This is a genomic window from Paraglaciecola polaris LMG 21857 (assembly GCF_000315055.1).
Lineage (GTDB): Bacteria > Pseudomonadota > Gammaproteobacteria > Enterobacterales > Alteromonadaceae > Paraglaciecola > Paraglaciecola polaris.
Genome location: NZ_BAER01000042.1, coordinates 1 through 18,625, shown reverse-complemented (window position 1 = coordinate 18,625; position 18,625 = coordinate 1). Strand labels below are relative to the sequence as shown.

The following is an 18,625-nucleotide window of genomic DNA, read 5'->3' as shown; positions in this document are numbered from 1 at the left end:
TCAATATTCCAGCAAAGTTGACCAATTAGTCAGCAACAACGTTTAATGCCGACAAAATTATTTACCCAGCAATCAAGGAGTAGCCGCGCAGTGGAGAACAAAATAGCGGATTGGTATCGGTGCGTACGGGAGAGACTCCAGTGAAACAAAGCAAGGTCAACAGAGAAAGATGGCACTGAGGAATAACGAGAGTAAGGGTTACGTTGACCAGATAGAGCAAACAGCAACCCAATTGAGGATATGCGTTAAACGAAAATAAATTCCTTAGCTGTGTTTTGGTAAGCGTGATGCTGCAAAAATACGGACCAGTGCGACAGGCACTAAAAACAAAATAAACCAACCTGTACTACCGCCGCTTGCCTCAACCACTAGGACATCAGGCTCTACATAAATAACTTCGTTATCTTGGCTTTCGATGCTTACAAGGTAGAGGTCGGCATCGGTATACCCATCAGCCACAGCCACCAGCTCATTGGTAACCGCATCATAAATTTCTATTAATATCTCGTAATCATCAGGATAGAAACCACTCAATAGTTCAGTTTCAACCGTTAATTGGTCGTCTGTGCTATCCCCATCAATGTGAAAATCAGCGGTTGTGTGGTACTCCCGAAATTCGTCTCCTGTGCCTAAATACAATCTAGCATACACGTCTGCATGGGCATATTGGGTATCCACATCGAAGTCCACACTAAAGTGATGATAATATCCATCATAATCGCTGTCGGTATACAGAGTGACATAGGCATCGTAAACCCAATATTCACCATTAACATGGGTGGCTGCCGGCCGAGCCGCAAGTTTTTTTGCTAACTGGGGGATGGCTAATGCAACGGCCTTTGCTGCGCTATTTAGGTTAGGGTTTTCATGGTTATCGCTGATGCCCACTTGCGAACTGAGTAGATTATTGGCGTCAGAGCCATTATGTTCAAGACTCTCAGGGGCAGGACTTTGGCTTACTTGTGTTGATGATTTTTGTAATGTCGCTAAAACATTACCCGCTTGACGGTCGGTTGATTTTGCAGACCAAGATACGTCTTCTGAGTAAGCAGAAAAACTGCAAATTGAGAACAAAACAAGATAACTGGATAATGGCATTTTCATGGTGCACTCCCTTAATAGATGGAGGGAGTGTCGGATTTTTTGCATGAACAAAGCCTGAAGGCAAACTTACTTGGCGTTAACACAGTCGCTTATGGCCGTTTTAAGCGCCTTTAATTAAGCGTCTTGCTCAATAAAGTATGTACCCCAACCATCAAAATGGACTTTGTGTTTATTGGCAATGACCAGTAATTTCAATGTATCTGCGTTAAGTAACTCAACGTCTAACAAACGCTCTACTACAGCATCGAAACAAAAAATAGTGCCTCCGTCATCGAGCATCAGCTCTTCAGCATCACCGACTTCAAAACCCGCTTTAAAAGCATCAACTGCTGCTTTTTCCAGCACATCAAAATCATTGCCGGCGAAGTGATATTCAATAGTATGTGGCTTGCTGCTATCACTACCGTCTTCAATCAATGCTTCGACTGTTTCTTGATTAAATTCAAACCATTCTGCTTGTTGCTCTGTACTCATGTGCTGTCCCTTATTCGATTTAAGGCGCTAGTTTATCTGTTGCTTGCGTCAACTTCACTGTCTAATTGTGCAATCTTCGCTTGCATAATCTGGTGAAAATACTCGGTCCACTCTTTTGTTGTTCGGCTGCCATCGAGTTCATAAGGCTTACCCACGTCAATGATCAATGTGCCATTGTCCCAACGATTCAGCTTTATCTTATTTTCAAGGTTGCTAGCGGCCACCACCACAACAGGGCGCTTGGCCAGTTTGGCAATGCGAAAGGCACCAGACTTGAAGGGCAAAAGCCCACGCCCATAGCTTCGCGTTCCTTCTGGAAAGAACCACACAGAAAGCTTTCGCTTGCGCATTTTACTGACCGTATTTTTGAGGGTGTCCATGGCCCGCCCCGAGTTTTTGCGATCAATCATAATATTACCTGACAACCAATAAACCTGACCAAAAATAGGGATCCATTTCAGGCTTTTTTTGCCCACGGTTACGGTACCTTTTAGCGCAGCAGCGCAAATGGTGAAGATGTCGTAGCTGTTTTGGTGATTGGCTATAAACACATAAGGTCCATCAAGCTCTGCTTCTGGCGCGATACGCACCTCTATCGTAAGGCCAAGTAACCTGCAAGTAGAGCTATATAGTTTGCCCGCTAAATGCACATTATCCCGATGAAAGGGCCGAAAAAGACAAATTAACACCAATAACAGGTTGATAAAAAGAAAGTAAAAGAAAATACTGACAATCCGTAGCAGAGCTAGCACACGCGATCCTATGGTTTAAAATGGCCGCTGATTATACCTACATTTTCCAATCAGGATGTCTGATCAGTGCATATTTTTAGTGTTATCGCGTTGATTTTAGTTTAAAAATCTCATCATTCTCATTTTATAGTCGATAACATTGAATATCGTATCGCAAACATACCAAGGTTAGGGCGCTAGCATACATGCAACAGTTTACTCATGAAGATCTTGATGATGACATTCTCACCGACTTGCTCGAGGAGATTAATGAACTCTATGAAGCCAGTGAACAAACCCTAATCGAACTGGAAATTAAGCCAAAAGATAAAGAGCTGCAGCGGGCCTTATTTCGTTCCATCCATACAATAAAAGGTGACCTCGGCTTGGTTAATTTCAGCCCGATGATCCCTCTGTTACAGCACGTTGAAGACTTACTCGATTTTTTACGTAAAAGCCAAATTGAATACACCAGCAACATGAGCGACCTGGTGTTATTAAGCATGGATAGAGTTAAAATCTTTGTCGAAAGTTGTATTCAAAATGGCAAAGCAGAATACGACGCTAGCCTATTTAACTTATTGATCATCCAAATATCGAAGATTTCTCCAGATAACAGCCCCGAGCATGAAAGAATTTTATCTGAAGCCGTGCTCTTGCTTGACCCAAGTTTAGATGCACAAGCATTTGATTCGAGACACGACTCTGGTGAACATAGCTCGATCCCTTCAAAGCTTGCCACCAGCGGGATACCCAAACACCTAAGTGAACAAAAACATGGCGACATATTGTTTTTCCGGGAATTGATGAAACCCATTGAAAAACGCTCGATGTATTGGAATGGTCGAGGGGATCGTATCGCGAAATTAGCAGCTTACGTGAATAAAGTTGCTGGCATGCCAATCGACGAAGACCAGTTAGCCGTCGCGTGTTATATGCACGATTTTGGCATGGCATTCATGCCCATCGAAATCCTGCATAAACAAGGACGTATGACAGAAACAGAATTTAATTTAATGCGCTCTCACGTATATAAAAGCGCCCGCTTGTTAGAGCATTTATCTCACTGGAATGAAGCACGAAAAATCGTTATGCAGCATCATGAGCGCATGGACGGAAGTGGCTATCCTTTAGGACTAAAAGAAGCAGATATTTGCGATGGTGCTAAGCTGATTGGTATTTTAGATACGTTTAATGCAATTACCCATAATCGCGCACATACCAGTCATGTGGTACATCCGAAAAAACGTGCAGTTATTGAAATAAACCGCATTAAAGACGGCCAATTTTGCCCTAAATGGCTAGGTATGTTTAATAAAGCGATGACCGTTTTACTGACCAAGTAGGTGGGTAAGGTATTCAGTGTTGGTAGACATTTGCTATCAACACTGAATAAATTTTCATTACATGTTCAATTCTTTCAACTTACGCGTCAGTGTATTACGTCCCCAACCCAGACGTTTCGCCGCATCCTGCTTATGCCCGTGGGTATGAAATAATGCGCGTTCGAGTAAGACCCGTTCAAATACCAACATAGCCTCATCTAAAATATTGTTGCGCCCAGATTGCAACTGTTCATCAGCCCAAGTGGCAAGCAAAGTTTGCCAGTCACCTGAGGCTTCTTGCTGATCTTTACTGAGCGGTAATTCATGAATCTCTGGTGGCAAATCGTGGGGTAACACTTCTTGCCCACTTGCCATAACCGTCAACCAGCGGCACACATTCTCCAACTGACGCACGTTTCCGGGCCAGGGTAATTGCATCAGAATTTTTTTGGTCTCTTTGCTTAAGCTCTTTACTTCAACTCCTAACTCTACACCTGCCTTTTGTAAAAAATGCGCGGCGAGTAAAGGCACATCTTCCCGACGCTCGGTTAAACGAGGAATATGGATACGAATAACGTTTAAGCGATGAAATAGATCTTCTCTAAATTTTCCATCCGCCACCCGTTGCTCTAAATTTTGGTGGGTTGCCGCGATGATACGTACATCAACACTAACGGGGTTATGGCCCCCTACTCGGTAAAATTGACCATCGGCCAGAACGCGTAATAAACGTGTCTGCACATCTAGAGGCATATCCCCTATCTCATCTAGAAACAAGGTTCCGCCATCCGCCTGTTCAAAGCGACCTTGTCGGGCGTTCTGCGCACCGGTAAAAGCCCCTTTTTCGTGGCCAAATAATTCAGACTCAATCAAATCGGCGGGTATCGCCGCCATATTCAAGGCAATAAAGGTTTGTTTGGCTCTGGGGCTGTGGCGATGCAAAGCTTGGGCAACCAATTCCTTCCCGGTACCTGACTGACCATTAATCAACACACTGATACTCGAACGAGACAAGCGTCCGACCGCTCTAAACACCTCTTGCATTGCCGGCGCTTCACCAATTATTTCGGTAGCGGTCGCTAAAATAGGTCGCTGACTACTTTTCGCTTGTTCACGCACGTGCGTTAGCGCTCGGCGCACTAATCCAACAGCTTCGTCGATATCAAAGGGCTTGGGTAAATATTCAAACGCGCCACTTTGATAAGCATTTACTGCGCTGTCGAGATCAGAATGAGCCGTCATAATAATAACCGGAATATTCGGATAGCGCTTATGCACTTCTTCCAGTAACGCCATACCATCCATTTGTGGCATACGTATATCTGACACTATGACCTCAGGAGGTTGGTCAGTTTGCAATTGTAAAAGTAAATCTTCTGGGTTTTCGAAACTAAAACAGGGAATGCTCGCTGCTTGTAAGGCTTTTTGTAACACCCAACGAATTGAACTGTCGTCATCAACTATCCAAACGGGTTCTGTGCTCATGAGGTAAGTTCCTTCCTGTTAATTGGAATATATAAAGAAAAGTCGGTGTGGCCAGACCAACTCTCTACGTCGATTTTCCCGTGGTGATGATCAATCAATGTCTGAGCAATCGACAGGCCTAACCCTGTACCTTCTTTTTTGCCAGTTACCATGGGATAAAATAAGGTATCTTTAAGCTCGTTCGGGATCCCCGGGCCGTTATCAACTAAGCTAATCTTCATACACAGAGGATGACGCTCACCGTGGATCGTCACTTGACGTTCTATCCGTGTCACCACATTTATTGTTCCTTCACTTTGACCGCTTTGAACCAAGGCTTGAACACTATTACGCATGATGTTCAAAACGGCTTGCTGCACCATATCTTGATCGATAATACTTTCAGGGATGCTCGGGTCGTAATCTCGCCCAATAACAATCTCGTGGCTTAAATCAAGCTGCACCAACGTAATCACTTTTTCTAATACGCGATGTACATTGTGACTTTGAAAATTTGGCCGAGAGTTAGGACCTAATAATCTGTCCACTAGGTTACGCAAGCGATCTGACTGTTCAATGATCATGCTAGTGAACTCTTTTAAGTCCGCTGAAGGTAATTCTTTTTCCAACAATTGAGCCGCACCGCGAATACCACCCAGTGGATTTTTGATCTCATGGGCAAGTCCGCGTATCAGTTCTCGGGCGGCTTGTTGCTGTGCCCATTGTTGCGTTTCCTGACTGATTTTTTTTTGCTGTTCGATCAAGCGTACTTCTAATAACAAGGTTACCCCTGAAGCAGTATGCAAACAGGTAACTGTCACGTCAGCGTGTGTGTGGCGGCCGTCAGCAAAGCAGATTTGCACATCACCGTCTGAATACCCTTCTCCGTGCTGCATGTCTTGGGTAAAACGAACGAAATCTAAGCTTGAATCAGCGATGAGCTGCTTAATAGGGCAATCTAGCAGTAAATTTAAACTGCGCTCAAACATAGCTTGAGCCGCGTGATTCGCTTCAATGATGGTGAGCTGCTCATCCAATAGGATGACGGCTGTAGAAAGATTATCTAACAAGGTGTCTGTTTTAATTTTAAACGGCATAGGGCAACAAATAATTACGCACCATTTTGGTGCTTCTATATCAATCTCAGCTCACTATTCCCATCGGGTCAAGTAAATGATCCTACTTAGGGCGATTCAGCGCTGAGGCTTGGTGCAAATAAAAGGTTTGCTTGGAAGTAGATGCAAGGATCTTGCCCGACTTGAGAGCAAATTCGATATAGAAGGTGTATACCCCACGATCTAAACTATTAAGTCTAAAAAGACCGCTATTTTGACTCATCACTTGATCATTTAAGTGCAAGGTATAAACCCCCTGAACTTTAGGGTGAAGGGATGTTTGGATGTTTACTTGCCCTATATTGCTACGAATGGTTTGCTCAGGTTTAGGGCTGACAACGTTCATTTGATAATGAGTTGAATCTGCGTGCTGTTTAACGAGCAAAGACCCAGCAGTCTTAGGTAGAGGTGTTATCGGGCTTGAGGCCATTTCTGAGCCCTGGGGCAAGGTGATTGGTACCGCATTTCCAGATGGATTGTCGGTAAATATCGTTTCCCCCTCAGGCGTTGTCACCCTGAAAACCTTATCGCTTTGCGCGTTAGCAGCAAAAACAAAACATAAAAATACACATAAATGAAGGGCGTTCATAATTTCCACTCGCAAGTAACGACTAGTTTATTCTATACCAATATTAAACCAGACGTTATGCAACGATTTTACGCAACCGCATGCCTAATGATTTACGCCAAAAAAAAGCCTGCATAATGCAGGCTTTTCAAATGATTATCATGTACTTGGACAGGTAAAGCTTTTACCACGGCCAAAGCAGCATGAAATATTAGACGCTGTAATACATGTCGAATTCAACAGGGTGCACTGAGGTATTCAACAATTCAACTTCTTCACTTTTAAGCTTAATGTAGGCATCGATCATATCGTCGCTCATTACGCCACCAGCGGTTAAGAACTCACGGTCACTGTCTAACGCAGCGAGGGCTTGCTCTAATGACGTTGCAACAGTAGGTATTTCTGCCGCTTCTTCAGCTGGAAGATCATAAAGATCTTTATCCATCGCATCGCCAGGGTGGATCTTGTTTTTGATTCCGTCTAGACCAGCCATAAGCATGGCAGAGAATGCCAAGTATGGGTTAGCTGTAGGATCAGGGAAACGCACTTCGATCCGGCGCGCTCTTTCACTGCTCACATGTGGAATACGAATAGAGGCAGAACGGTTACGCGCTGAGTAAGCCAGCATAACAGGCGCTTCGAAACCAGGTACTAAGCGTTTGTACGAATTAGTCGATGCGTTTGCAAATGCGTTAATAGCACGTGCATGTTTAATGATACCGCCAATATAGAACAAGGCGTCTTCAGACATACCAGCATATTTGTCACCAGCAAAAATGTTTTTGCCATCTTTAGAAATAGATTGGTGGCAATGCATACCAGAACCATTATCGCCAACAAGTGGCTTAGGCATAAAGGTAGCGGTTTGACCATATGCATGAGCTACGTTGTGAACAACATACTTATACATTTGAACTTCATCGGCTTTTTTAACTAATGTGTTGAAAAGAAAAGCGATTTCGTTCTGACCAGCCGTTGCCACTTCATGGTGATGAGCTTCAACAGTCATCCCCATTTCTTCCATAACCATACACATAGCGGCGCGCGTATCATGAGACGAATCAACAGGAGGAACGGGGAAGTAACCGCCTTTTACACCGGGACGGTGCGCCATGTTGCCTTCTTCAAATTCAGCGCCAGAGTTCCATTTTGCTTCCGCAGAATCGATTTTGAAGAAAGAACCAGACATATCAGTGTGAAAACGTACATCATCAAATAAGAAGAACTCAGGCTCAGGACCAAATAAAACCTTATCACCGATACCGGTTGATATAAGGTATTCCTCGGCGCGGCGAGCCACTGAACGCGGGTCACGGTCGTAACCCTGCATGGTATTCGGTTCAAGAATGTCACAACGAATATTTACTTGTGTTTCTTCAGCAAACGGGTCAACAACGAGTGTGTCAGTATCTGGCATCAATACCATGTCAGATTCATTTATGCCTTTCCAACCTGCTATAGATGAGCCATCAAACATTTTGCCTTCTTCGAAGAAGTCTTCATTTACTTGATGCGCAGGAATAGAGATATGCTGTTCTTTGCCTTTAGTGTCCGTAAAGCGCAAATCTACAAATTTAGCTTCGTTTTCTTGTATAAACTGTAAAGCCTTTTCTACTGACATTTCGTCCTCCAGATTAAACGGTAATGTAAAATAACCTTGATATTGGTTAACTTAATAAAGTTAGAAGCGATAATCATGCCAATCACAATATTGGCAGAATCGTTGTTAAATGGGCTTATCAAGTGGGCACAGCTTGCAATGCCCAACAATGACGCACCAACAAGGTGAAGTAATGCAACATAATAGTGCAACGCAGGAAATGTACCTCCTGCACCTAGTTTGACGTGACACTTAATAGTGCAAACCCATACTCAAAACGCTAAATATGCATAAACTCTAAATGGTGTTCGCAAAATGCACATTAAAACTGTACAATCCGCGCCCTATAAATTCCGTTAATGGTGGTTAAATCCACCCATACTAGAGAAAATATCATGAGCGCATCGCAAACCTCGACTGCCAACTTGAGGAACATAGCAATTATTGCCCACGTTGACCACGGGAAAACCACCCTAGTTGATAAACTTTTACAACAGTCCGGAACGCTTGAGAGCAGAGGCGCTGCTGAAGAACGGGTTATGGACTCTAACGATATCGAGAAAGAGCGCGGTATTACCATACTTGCTAAGAATACTGCGATCCGTTGGAATGATTACCGTATCAACATTGTAGACACTCCTGGACACGCCGATTTTGGTGGTGAAGTTGAGCGTGTAATGTCCATGGTAGACTCTGTGTTGCTGCTAGTTGATGCGCAAGAAGGCCCAATGCCTCAAACGCGTTTCGTAACACAAAAAGCATTCGCTCAAGGGCTTAAGCCTATCGTCGTACTTAATAAAATCGACAAACCAGGCGCGCGTCCTGATTGGGTTATTGATCAAGTTTTCGATTTGTTCGACAACTTAGGTGCTACTGATGATCAGCTTGATTTCCAAGTCGTTTATGCATCAGCACTTAACGGTTGGGCAAGTATTGATGCTGACAAACCTAGCGAAGACATGACGCCTTTATTCGAAACTATCGTTAAACACGTTAAAGCACCAAGCGGCGACATCGACGGTCCGTTCCAAATGCAAATTTCTCAACTTGATTACAACTCTTATGTGGGTGTAATTGGAGTGGGTCGGATATCACGTGGTTCTGCACGTATTAACCAAGCCGTTACCGTAATCGGTGCTGACGGCAAGAAGCGTAACGCTAAAATAGGCCAAATATTAGGTTATATGGGCTTGGACCGTACTGAAATTGAAGTAGGAACTGTCGGTGACATCGTTGCTGTTACCGGTGTAGGTGAACTTAAGATTTCTGATACTATTTGTGATCCAAATACTGTGGAAGCCTTACCTCCGTTATCAGTTGATGAACCAACGGTAACCATGACCTTCCAAGTAAACAACTCTCCATTTTGTGGTAAAGAAGGTAAGTACGTTACTTCACGTAATATCCTAGAACGTTTGCAAGATGAATTGATCCACAACGTAGCGTTGCGTGTTGATGAAACAGCTGATCCGGATAAATTCCGTGTATCGGGTCGTGGTGAACTACACCTAGGTATATTGATTGAAAATATGCGACGTGAGGGTTACGAGCTAGCGGTATCACGTCCAGAAGTAATCTTGCGTGAAGTAGACGGTAAGTTAGAAGAACCATTTGAAACTGTGACCATTGACTGTGAAGAACAGCATCAAGGTTCAATCATGGAGCAAATTGGCTTACGTAAAGGCGAGCTAACCAATATGTCTCCAGATGGTAAAGGCCGTATTCGTATGGACTTCATCATTCCTAGTCGTGGTTTGATCGGTTTCCAAACTGACTTTTTGACTATGACCTCAGGTTCTGGTTTGCTTTATCATACCTTTGATCATTATGGTCCCCATAAAGGTGGCAACATCGGCCAGCGTAAGAATGGTGTTTTGATTGCCAATGCAACGGGTAAAGCATTGACTAACGCCTTGTTTAACTTACAAGAGCGCGGACGTATGTTCATCGGTCACGCGACTGAAGTATACGAAGGCATGTTGATCGGTATTCATACCCGTGAAAACGATCTGACAGTGAATGCCCTTAAAGGTAAACAGTTAACGAACGTTCGTTCCTCAGGGACAGATGAAGCACAAACGTTAATACCGCCTATCGTAATGTCACTTGAACAAGCATTAGAGTTTATTGACAACGATGAACTGGTTGAAGTTACCCCTAAAAGTATTCGTTTACGTAAGAAATTACTGACTGAAAACGATCGTAAACGTGCGGGTCGCTCAAAAGAGTAAATGTTGTTAAAAACCCCCACTAAAAAACGGCTCATTTGAGCCGTTTTTTTATATTTCAAAACAGCGTCATTAGCTGAATATTCTGCGTCTAATACCTAAAACTGCCAAGCCTAATAATCCCCAAAACCCTGCACTGCCACCTGAGCCCCCCGAACTCGAACCACCATTGTCTTGTTCGATCAAGGTATTCGCCGTGGGGGTTAACTCGGCGTGCGTTACCGTCGCGGCATCTGTCACGACCACATCACTAATGAGCACCAAATGTTCGTCAGTAATATCAACACCTGCAGTAGCATCAGCTTGAGTATAATTGCGCAAAGGTGCCGCACTTGCTGCCCCACCTAAATTGAAGCGCTCAAGTGCCGCAATGGCATCGATGATGTCCATACCGTCGCCTAACACTTGTCCGAAAACAGTAAAGCCACCATTTTGCACATCGAGGTTAGCACTATTATTGCTCACATTAATAAACCACTGTGAAGTCGCACTATTAACACTGCCGCCTAACTTTGCCATGGCAATCGTGCCTCGCACATTGGAAAGCTCAGGCTCATTTTGCACTGCAGTGCCGGTGGGAACATTATCTAAAGGAAGGCTATTGTTATATTGAAATCCACCTGCTTGCACAACAAAATTGGGTTCGCTGCGATGTACAACGTTGTTGGCATAAGCGCCCGAATTAACATAGCTCAGAAAATTAGCTACTGTTTGCGGTGTCGCCGTATCAAATAAGTTAACGTTTACATTGCCCAGCACCGTTTTAATCTGTACTTCGGTGGCATTAGCTTGTCCAACTGACACACTGGTTAACGCAGCAACGACGGCTAGCGTGGAAAATTTTAATCTCATAAACAGCTTATACTTTGCGTAAATTAAGGTAGGTATAGAATAATCGAAATCCGCTCCAGGAAACTTAACAATTTGTAATCATTTTGCGTGTTAGCGCACAGAGGCTTGCCTGAAAGGTAGCTGACAGCCGGTTAGCCAAATATTAAGGCGAAGAATCATACGTTTTTTGCGCGATAATTGGAGTATTTTAGCGCAATTACAGCAACGAAAGTGGCGGTAAACTATCAAACAAAGCATGACTGGTTATCAAGCGCTTAGCGTTTTCTATATCCGGCGAAAAATAGCGGTCTTTATCATAAAATGCGACTTTACTGCGCAGTAGCTTGTGTACAGCTTGCAGCGGCTCGCTGGTTTCCAGTGGTTTTCTGAAATCGAGTCCCTGACAGGCCGCTAACCATTCAATCGCCAATATGCCCGCTACGTTGTCAAAAATATCCCGCAAACGCCTTCCCGCAAATGTCGCCATTGAAACATGGTCTTCCTGATTGGCTGAGGTAGGTAGAGAGTCAATTGATGCAGGATGGGCATAGGTTTTGTTTTCGCTTGCCAGTGCGGCACTGGTGACCTGAGCAATCATAAAACCAGAATTAACCCCACCGTTATCCACTAAAAATGGCGGTAGCCCGCTAAGATGAGAATCAATTAACAACGCCATACGGCGCTCTGACAATGCACCTATTTCAGACAATGCGATGGCGAGCGTATCCGCGGTAATTGCAACCGCTTCAGCATGAAAGTTACCACCCGATAGAATATCGTCCGTATCGGCAAAAACCAACGGATTATCTGATACGCCGTTTGCCTCAGTGACTAAGGTTTCTGCAGCATAGCGAATTTGCTGTAAACACGCGCCCATAACCTGCGGTTGACAGCGCAGGGAATAGGGGTCTTGGACCTTTTCGCAGCCGCCATGAGAAACGCCTATTTCAGACGCACTTAACATTATGCGAAATGCCGATGCCATATCAATTTGCGCTTTATGTCCCCGCGCTAAATGAATGCGCTCATCAAAAGGCACCCGAGAGCCGAGTGCGGCGTCGACACTTAATGCACCAATGGCTGTGGCACAGGTAATTGCATTTTCGGCGTAGAACAGCCCTTGCAGAGCAAAAGCAGTGGAAGCCTGCGTGCCATTGAGTAACGCTAGGCCTTCTTTGGGTGCCAGAGAAATCTTGTTGAGGCCAGCAATCATAAGACCCTTCTCAGCTGAAATACGATTCCCCTGATAAATGACTTCTCCTTCACCTAACAACACAGCACTCATGTGCGCCAATGGCGCTAAATCACCTGAAGCCCCCACGGATCCCTTTTCCGGAATAGCTGGGTACACCTGATGATTATATAGCGCGATGAGCGCTTCAATGACACTCAAGCGAATACCCGAAAATCCGCGGGAAAGTGAGTTTATTTTAAGTAAAAGCAACAATCTTACCGTAGCCGATGACATAAACGCGCCAATTCCAGCGGCATGGGACAATACAATGCTGCGCTGCAATAATTCTAATTCATCTACTTCAATTTTCGTGTTAGCCAACAAACCAAATCCAGTATTAATGCCATACACTGTGCGCCCCTGGGTAATGACATTGCGCACAACTTGCTCGGCTTTATGTATATTTTCATGGGCCGACGGGTCAAGCTCAATAGGACGATGACGGCGATACGCTTCACGGAGATCACTCAGCGTAAGTTGCCCCGGCTTTAATATTATTTTTAGTGCCATACGCTTATTCCTTATTTAACATGGGTAAATCGAGATGATTATCTTGGGCGCACTGCTGCGCAATGTCATAGCCGGCATCGGCGTGGCGCATAACACCGGTAGCAGGGTCGTTGTGCAAAACCCGGGCGATACGCTTAGCCGCGTCGTCAGTCCCATCACACACAATCACCACACCTGAGTGCTGACTAAAGCCCATACCGACACCACCGCCGTGATGCAAGCTCACCCAGGTTGCGCCGCCAGCGGTGTTAAGCATGGCATTAAGCAGCGGCCAATCAGAGACAGCATCCGAGCCATCTAGCATACTTTCCGTTTCACGATTAGGTGAAGCCACTGAACCTGAGTCTAAATGATCCCGGCCAATGACCACAGGGGCGGATAGTTCTCCCGCTCTCACCATCTCATTGAACGCCAAGCCGAGTTTTTGTCGCTCTCCCAAGCCGACCCAACAAATGCGTGCTGGCAAACCCTGAAATTGAATGCGCTTTTTCGCCATATCCAACCAATTATGCAGCTGGGGATTATCAGGAATGAGTTCTTTAACTTTAGCATCAGTTTTATAGATATCTTGCGGGTCGCCAGAGAGTGCGACCCAGCGAAATGGGCCAATTCCCTGACAAAATAACGGACGAATATAGGCCGGCACAAAACCGGGGAAATCGAATGCGTTACTTACTCCTTCATCGAGTGCTACCTGCCGAATATTATTACCATAATCAAGTGTGGCCGCGCCTTTGGCTTGTAAACCAAGCATCGCCTTGACGTGCATTGCCATGGACTGCTTTGCAGCTCGAATTACTAGCGCTTCATCTGCGGTGCGGGCCTCAGCAGCCTGGGCTAAGGTCCAGTTTTGCGGTAAATAACCATTTAGCGGGTCATGAGCGCTGGTTTGGTCGGTGACGACATCAGGTACCACATCCATGGCTAATATCTGCGTGAATACATCGGCAGCATTGCCTAATAATCCTATACTGATCGCCTGCCCCTGCGTTTTTGCCTGTTCTAATAATTGTAAAGCTTGCTCAATTGAATGGGCTTTTTTATCTAGGTAGCCCGTTTTGATCCGAAAATCGATACGGCTCTGGTCTACTTCCACCGCGATCATCGAAAAACCCGCCATGGTAGCAGCCAATGGCTGTGCGCCGCCCATTCCGCCAAGGCCACCTGTTAATATCCAGCGACCTTTTGCCTGCCCATCAAAATGAGCTTTTGCGATTGCCACAAAGGTTTCATAGGTGCCTTGCACTATGCCTTGAGAGCCAATATATATCCAAGAGCCCGCGGTCATCTGACCGTACATCATTAGGCCTTTTTTATCTAACTCGTTGAAGTGCTCCCAGTTTGCCCAGTGCGGTACTAAATTGGAGTTAGCAATCAACACTCGAGGGGCATTTTCATGGGTGGGGAACACCCCCACAGGTTTACCGCTTTGAATCAATAATGTTTCATCGTTATTCAGGCGTGTTAGCACTTCAACGATTTTGTCATAACATGGCCAGTCACGAGCCGCACGCCCAATTCCACCATACACCACTAAACTATTAGGATGCTCAGCAACCTCGGGATCAAGGTTATTCATCAACATGCGTAAAGGTGCTTCTGTTTGCCAACTTTTAGCGGTCAGTGCCGAGCCTCTCGCTGCCCTTATCATTCTATCTGGATCCAAACGATTCATGTTAACTCCTAATGGTGTTGGAGAAGTCGAGGTGTCCCCCGATGCGATATCTGTTGCCTGGGTGAAAGAGCAATGCATAACTCACCACCCCTTTAGCTGAAAATGTACGCCGGCTTATTTGCAAACAAGGTTGAGTGAGCGCAATGGTCAAAGGCTCAGCAATCTCTTTGCTTGGTAAAATAGCTTCGATTGAATGATCAGCTTGTGTCAGGGGTGCAACGTTACTCAGATAATGATTGGCGGTGATGTGCGTAAAGTCTTGCTGTAAATAATCCGGCGCCCACCTAGGGTTAACCAACCGGTCCTCTAGTTGTACAGGCAAGTCGTTTTCACTATGCACAATACGTGTATGAAAAAGTGTTTGCTGAGGCTTAACGTCAAACCAAGCTGCCTGTTGAGTATTAGCGGTAACCTGACGTTGCAATAAGATACGGTTTGAATAATGGTGACCACGCTGGGTTATTTCGTCATCGATACTACGAATTTCCAGCAACGAACTCATAGGACGATGATCACATACAAAAGTACCCAGCCCTTGGCTTCGTGCTAATACACCTTCATCCACTAGCTCAGTCAATGCCCGACGAGCGGTCATTCGACTGACCTGAAACGCCTCAGCTAACTGGTTTTCTGATTGCACCTTGTCCCCAGGTTTCATCCCTCCGGATTCTATCTGATCGAAAATGGCTGACTTAATTTGTACAAATCTGGGCGGCATTGGTTTATCTCCTTGCTCGTTTAGCAATGTACTGCAACATACTTGTATATACAAGTATGTACAAGTAAACTCTAAGCAGGTTTTTAGGAGAATGAAACTGATGACTAAAGCTGCCGATTTGTTAATACGCAATGTACATATCGCGTCAATGCAAGATAATGGGCAACCTTACGGGTTAATCGAAAATGCCTGCGTCGCGATTAAAGATGGGCTTATTAGCCACATTGGTTCGTCCCAAGATGAAAACGTACGAGCCAGTGCCGAATTTAATGGTGCCGGTCAGTGGTTACTGCCTGGGCTAATCGATTGCCATACGCACTTAGTATTTGGTGGTAATCGCGCATTGGAGTTTGAAATGCGTCAACAAGGTAAAAGCTACGCTGATATCGCTCGTCAAGGCGGCGGAATTCAAAGCACAGTCAATGCTACCCGCGCAGCGTCCAGCGAATCATTGTTACAAGGTGCGCTTAAACGTGCAGCACGGTTGGTCGACGAAGGCGTGACCACCATAGAAGTCAAATCCGGTTATGGCCTTGATACTGACACCGAAATAAAAATGCTCGAAACAGCTAAGGAGATAGAAAAACACCTAGGGGTCAATATTATTACGACCTATTTAGGGGCCCATGCTGTCCCTATCGAATATCAAGATAATCCCGATGAGTATGTGCAACTTGTCTGTAACGAACTGATCCCGCGCATCAAGCAACAAGGGCTGGCTAGTGCTGTTGATGTATTTTGTGAATCTATTGGATTTTCCCCTGCGCAGTGCGAAAAAGTGTTTATCGCCGCCCAGAAAAACGGGTTACACATTAAGGCTCACGTCGAGCAACTATCTGATTTGAAAGGCGCTAAGTTGGCAGCTCATTATCATGCACTCTCGGTGGACCACATCGAATACCTATCCAGTAGCGACGTGCCTGTTTTAGCCAAAGCAGGCACGGTTGCTATGCTGCTACCCGGTGCTTTTTACAGTTTACGTGAAACCCAACTTCCCCCTATTGATGCTCTGCGTCAACATAAGGTACCCATCGCGCTAGCGACGGATCTAAATCCCGGAAGTTCGCCTATTGCTTCATTGCTAACAATGTTAAATATGGGCTGCATCCTTTTTGGTCTGACGCCTGAAGAAGCATTGTTTGGCGTTACTAAAAACGCTGCCCGAGCATTGGGTTTAGTAAATAAGGGGCAAATTGCATTGGGTTTTACTGCCGATCTGGGCTTATGGGACATAGAACACCCGTCGCAGTTGAGCTATGGGATGAACCTTGTCAGACCGACACGAAAATGGTTAGCAGGACAGGAGCGTTAACATGGCTGAACAACCAGTGTGGCAAGGCAGAATAGACAAGGAAGATGAACAGCTAGGTTGGCGTTGGCATCAAGTTGTTAATCAAACTGCTGACCTTTTGCCTAACTGCCACCTCATTGGACTAGCCAGCGATTTAGGCGTAGCAGCCAACAAAGGCCGTATTGGAGCTAAGGATGGGCCTCAAGCCATCCGCAATGCTTTGGCAAATCTAGCCTGGCATACTCAGGCTAACTTGCTTGATGACGGCGATATCGTCGCCACTAACAGCCTTGACAAAAGCCAACGTGATTATGCACAGAAGGTACATAACGCCCTGCTAAACAAAGATTTCATTATTGGATTAGGCGGAGGCCATGAAATCGCTTGGGGTAGTTATTTGGGTTTGTACTCAGCTGTTGAGCACGCCCACATTAATAACAATAACCAGCGTCAAAAGCGGATCGGCGTGATTAATTTCGATGCCCATTTTGACCTAAGAAAACCCGCACCGTTTACCAGTTCTGGTACTCCTTTTAGGCAAATTCATCAGCACTGTACGGCACACAACATACCGTTTAATTACGCCTGTCTTGGCGTTGCAAAAACAGCCAACACCCAGGCACTCTTTGCCTTTGCACAGCACAGCGATACACGCTATTTACTCGACGAGCACTGCTCGTTAGAGGCGGCCCAATCTTTATTAGTGCCCATGCTTGAGAGCATAGATGAATTATATGTCACCGTCTGTATGGATGCGTTTCCACCTTACATGGCTCCTGGAGTAAGCGCCCCGAGCAGCCTCGGTATTTCAGCAGACTTTGTAATTAGCACCTTACGCTGGTTAGCTAAAGCCCAAGTGCAATATGACTTTCATTGGGCATTATCGGACGTAGCGGAACTGAATCCTGTCTACGATATTGACAACCGTACCGCTAAACTGGCGGCGAGAGTGATTTTTGAGATGTTACAGGCAAAATTTTCTCAGTAGAAAGCTTAGCCTTTTACCCTGTCCCTTTCAACGGAAGTAACATTAAACCGCCTCCCTATCTGATCCTATAAATTAACACTTTCGCACAATACCTATTGAACATCGGTTATCGAATGAAACAACAATAGAGAAGCTTGCCACATTAATATTGGTGTTTGAGCTGCGCTTACTATTTACGTTACCACAGAGACGAAAATAGTAGACCCATTAGGATGGCTTTGTTCTGAACGGAAGTAAGGCTAGTTTCTGTAGTAGCGAAACAACGACCAATAGCAAGACCTACAACGACGCAGAGTTTGGAACGGTTATAGAGAAGCATGTATTAGAGACAGCTACAGAGAAGACAGCCTGAGTAGGCGATGACATGGCGGTAGCGCATAGCATACCACGCTACACGCATTGGGCCTGTTTTCACGGCGAAGTTCGCCTAATACCAATCCGCATAAAGATGTGATCTAATGTGCTTATCTCAAAGCCACCTAATATTTCCCTTGAATAATCACACTGAGCAATAATTAAAAGCACTCTCTAACACAGTAAAAGATCATCGAATGCGTATGCGTTTATTAGCGGTAGCGCATTTTAAAGCAGGTAAAAATAAAGCTGAAGTTGCCAGAACTCTGAATGTTAGCCGAAGAATGGTCAATGAGTGGGTTGCCAAGTATCTCAAAGGTGGTATCAGCGCCCTTGAAAGTAAAAAACCATCAGGTAGACCCTGCCTCCTAACGGAGCAGCAAAAGGTAGCGTTGATAGATTATACCAATCACCT

The 18,625-nt window shown here is 45.0% G+C and carries 16 protein-coding genes; 5 read left to right on the top strand and 11 right to left on the bottom strand.

The window, feature by feature from the left end:
* Positions 1-264 precede the first annotated feature (264 nt).
* The 3 genes from GPLA_RS08170 to GPLA_RS08160 form a co-directional block, all read right to left on the bottom strand.
* Positions 265-1,104 (bottom strand): choice-of-anchor H family protein, encoded by an 840-nt coding sequence (locus tag GPLA_RS08170; RefSeq protein ID WP_007104390.1) that lies wholly within the window; start codon positions 1,102-1,104, stop codon positions 265-267.
* Between the two features lie 114 nt (positions 1,105-1,218).
* A complete protein-coding gene (rraB, locus tag GPLA_RS08165; RefSeq protein ID WP_007104389.1) occupies positions 1,219-1,578 on the bottom strand; it encodes a ribonuclease E inhibitor RraB in 360 nt (119 codons plus the stop codon).
* 32 nt (positions 1,579-1,610) lie between these two features.
* Positions 1,611-2,330 (bottom strand): 1-acylglycerol-3-phosphate O-acyltransferase, encoded by a 720-nt coding sequence (locus tag GPLA_RS08160; RefSeq protein ID WP_007104388.1) that lies wholly within the window; start codon positions 2,328-2,330, stop codon positions 1,611-1,613.
* 185 nt (positions 2,331-2,515) lie between these two features.
* Between GPLA_RS08160 and GPLA_RS08155 the strand changes: the two genes are divergently transcribed.
* Positions 2,516-3,655, top strand: coding sequence for an HD-GYP domain-containing protein (locus GPLA_RS08155; protein WP_007104387.1), 1,140 nt, complete (start codon positions 2,516-2,518; stop codon positions 3,653-3,655).
* Positions 3,656-3,712: 57 nt separating this feature from the next.
* On the opposite strand, the gene glnG is transcribed toward GPLA_RS08155, so the two are convergent.
* The 4 genes from glnG to glnA all read right to left on the bottom strand — a co-directional run bounded on the left by glnG (position 3,713) and on the right by glnA (position 8,402).
* Complete coding sequence (glnG, locus tag GPLA_RS08150; protein ID WP_007104386.1) at positions 3,713-5,119, bottom strand: nitrogen regulation protein NR(I); 1,407 nt, start codon at positions 5,117-5,119, stop codon at positions 3,713-3,715.
* Positions 5,116-6,195, bottom strand: a complete 1,080-nt coding sequence (glnL, locus tag GPLA_RS08145) for a nitrogen regulation protein NR(II) (protein ID WP_007104385.1) — start codon at positions 6,193-6,195, stop codon at positions 5,116-5,118. The genes glnG and glnL overlap by 4 nt, the downstream gene beginning before the upstream one ends.
* Positions 6,196-6,277: 82 nt before the next feature.
* Entirely contained in the window at positions 6,278-6,802 is a 525-nt protein-coding gene (locus tag GPLA_RS08140; protein WP_007104384.1) for a hypothetical protein, read from the bottom strand.
* A gap of 190 nt (positions 6,803-6,992) precedes the next feature.
* Entirely contained in the window at positions 6,993-8,402 is a 1,410-nt protein-coding gene (gene glnA / locus GPLA_RS08135; protein WP_007104383.1) for a glutamate--ammonia ligase, read from the bottom strand.
* A 374-nt stretch (positions 8,403-8,776) separates the two neighbouring features.
* Here glnA and typA point away from each other — a divergent pair, with 374 nt between their 5' ends.
* Positions 8,777-10,612 carry a translational GTPase TypA gene (typA, locus tag GPLA_RS08125; RefSeq protein WP_007104381.1) on the top strand — a complete coding sequence of 612 codons (1,836 nt, stop codon included), beginning with the start codon at positions 8,777-8,779 and terminating at the stop codon, positions 10,610-10,612.
* A 69-nt stretch (positions 10,613-10,681) separates the two neighbouring features.
* Here the strand turns inward: typA and GPLA_RS08120 are convergent, their stop codons facing one another.
* The 4 genes from GPLA_RS08120 to hutC all read right to left on the bottom strand — a co-directional run bounded on the left by GPLA_RS08120 (position 10,682) and on the right by hutC (position 15,577).
* On the bottom strand, positions 10,682-11,461 hold the full coding sequence (locus GPLA_RS08120; RefSeq protein WP_007104380.1) for a peptidylprolyl isomerase: 780 nt from the start codon (positions 11,459-11,461) through the stop codon (positions 10,682-10,684).
* Positions 11,462-11,657: 196 nt separating this feature from the next.
* Positions 11,658-13,184 (bottom strand): histidine ammonia-lyase, encoded by a 1,527-nt coding sequence (hutH, locus tag GPLA_RS08115; protein WP_007104379.1) that lies wholly within the window; start codon positions 13,182-13,184, stop codon positions 11,658-11,660.
* A gap of 4 nt (positions 13,185-13,188) precedes the next feature.
* Positions 13,189-14,859 (bottom strand): urocanate hydratase, encoded by a 1,671-nt coding sequence (hutU, locus tag GPLA_RS08110; protein ID WP_007104378.1) that lies wholly within the window; start codon positions 14,857-14,859, stop codon positions 13,189-13,191.
* Position 14,860: 1 nt separating this feature from the next.
* The gene (gene hutC, locus GPLA_RS08105; protein WP_007104377.1) at positions 14,861-15,577 is read right to left on the bottom strand and encodes a histidine utilization repressor; all 717 of its coding nucleotides are present in this window, start codon (positions 15,575-15,577) and stop codon (positions 14,861-14,863) included.
* Positions 15,578-15,677: 100 nt separating this feature from the next.
* Here hutC and hutI point away from each other — a divergent pair, with 100 nt between their 5' ends.
* The 3 genes from hutI to GPLA_RS08090 all read left to right on the top strand — a co-directional run.
* Positions 15,678-16,889 (top strand): imidazolonepropionase, encoded by a 1,212-nt coding sequence (gene hutI / locus GPLA_RS08100; protein ID WP_007104376.1) that lies wholly within the window; start codon positions 15,678-15,680, stop codon positions 16,887-16,889.
* A 1-nt stretch (position 16,890) separates the two neighbouring features.
* Positions 16,891-17,856 carry a formimidoylglutamase gene (gene hutG, locus GPLA_RS08095; RefSeq protein ID WP_007104375.1) on the top strand — a complete coding sequence of 322 codons (966 nt, stop codon included), beginning with the start codon at positions 16,891-16,893 and terminating at the stop codon, positions 17,854-17,856.
* A gap of 551 nt (positions 17,857-18,407) precedes the next feature.
* Positions 18,408-18,625 (top strand): helix-turn-helix domain-containing protein (locus tag GPLA_RS08090; protein WP_040514227.1); only part of this gene is annotated, 218 nt, incomplete at its 3' end.

Excerpts from the sequence above, each read along its gene's own strand:
- GPLA_RS08170 (WP_007104390.1), bottom strand. The coding sequence starts at position 1,104 with ATGAAAATGCCATTATCCAGTTATCTTGTTTTGTTCTCAATTTGCAGT.
- rraB (WP_007104389.1), bottom strand. The coding sequence starts at position 1,578 with ATGAGTACAGAGCAACAAGCAGAATGGTTTGAATTTAATCAAGAAACA.
- GPLA_RS08155 (WP_007104387.1), top strand. The coding sequence starts at position 2,516 with ATGCAACAGTTTACTCATGAAGATCTTGATGATGACATTCTCACCGAC.
- glnG (WP_007104386.1), bottom strand. The coding sequence starts at position 5,119 with ATGAGCACAGAACCCGTTTGGATAGTTGATGACGACAGTTCAATTCGT.
- glnL (WP_007104385.1), bottom strand. The coding sequence starts at position 6,195 with ATGCCGTTTAAAATTAAAACAGACACCTTGTTAGATAATCTTTCTACA.
- GPLA_RS08140 (WP_007104384.1), bottom strand. The coding sequence starts at position 6,802 with ATGAACGCCCTTCATTTATGTGTATTTTTATGTTTTGTTTTTGCTGCT.
- glnA (WP_007104383.1), bottom strand. The coding sequence starts at position 8,402 with ATGTCAGTAGAAAAGGCTTTACAGTTTATACAAGAAAACGAAGCTAAA.
- typA (WP_007104381.1), top strand. The coding sequence starts at position 8,777 with ATGAGCGCATCGCAAACCTCGACTGCCAACTTGAGGAACATAGCAATT.
- GPLA_RS08120 (WP_007104380.1), bottom strand. The coding sequence starts at position 11,461 with ATGAGATTAAAATTTTCCACGCTAGCCGTCGTTGCTGCGTTAACCAGT.
- hutH (WP_007104379.1), bottom strand. The coding sequence starts at position 13,184 with ATGGCACTAAAAATAATATTAAAGCCGGGGCAACTTACGCTGAGTGAT.
- hutU (WP_007104378.1), bottom strand. The coding sequence starts at position 14,859 with ATGAATCGTTTGGATCCAGATAGAATGATAAGGGCAGCGAGAGGCTCG.
- hutC (WP_007104377.1), bottom strand. The coding sequence starts at position 15,577 with ATGCCGCCCAGATTTGTACAAATTAAGTCAGCCATTTTCGATCAGATA.
- hutI (WP_007104376.1), top strand. The coding sequence starts at position 15,678 with ATGACTAAAGCTGCCGATTTGTTAATACGCAATGTACATATCGCGTCA.
- hutG (WP_007104375.1), top strand. The coding sequence starts at position 16,891 with ATGGCTGAACAACCAGTGTGGCAAGGCAGAATAGACAAGGAAGATGAA.